The sequence below is a fragment of the Promicromonospora xylanilytica genome (genome assembly GCF_054782895.1).
Window position 1 is genome coordinate 1 of the sequence record NZ_BAAGRP010000024.1, and the last position, 685, is coordinate 685.

Sequence of the window (685 nt, forward strand, 5' to 3'; positions counted from 1 at the left end):
ATCTACCAGTCGCTGTATGTCCTGGGCCGTGGCGGGCTGCGCAAAGAGCTGCATACCGCGTTGCGGTCGGGACGCGCGGTCCGCCGCCCGCAGGCGGTCACCCGCGCTCAACGCGCCGGCGCCGCCCACGTGCTACCACCCCAGGTCATGATCTCGGAGCGTCCCGAGGAGATCGAGGACCGGGCCGTGCCCGGGCACTGGGAAGGCGACCTGATCACCGGCACCCGCAACGGCTCGGCGATCGGGACCCTGGTCGAACGTCAGACGCGGTACCTGATGCTGCTGCACCTGCCTGATGGGCACGGCGCGCAGCAGGTCGCCGCCGCGATGCGCGACCAGATCACCCGCCTACCGGCCCACCTACGCCGCTCGCTGACCTGGGACCAGGGGCGGGAGATGACACCGTTCGCGGGCATCCAGATCGTCGAAGACCTGGACCTGTGGTTCTGCGACCCGCACTCGCCCTGGCAACGCGGCACCAACGAGAACACCAACGGGCTGCTACGCCAGTACTTCCCCAAAGGCACCGATCTGAGGGTCCACACAGCCCAGGACCTCGCAGACGTCGCCCTGGTGATGAACGGACGACCCCGCAAGGTCCTGGACTGGCACACACCCTACGAAGCAATGAGCAAGCTACTGTCAGCCGACACAACCGGTGTTGCGACCACCGATTGAATCCGCC

General features: G+C 67.6%; 1 protein-coding gene. It reads left to right on the plus strand.

Annotation, left to right across the window (positions count from 1 at the left end):
- The coding region (locus ACYVK7_RS17585) for an IS30 family transposase (RefSeq protein WP_460889021.1) at window positions 1-678 on the plus strand (678 nt) is incomplete at its 5' end.
- Window positions 679-685: the final 7 nt, after the last annotated feature.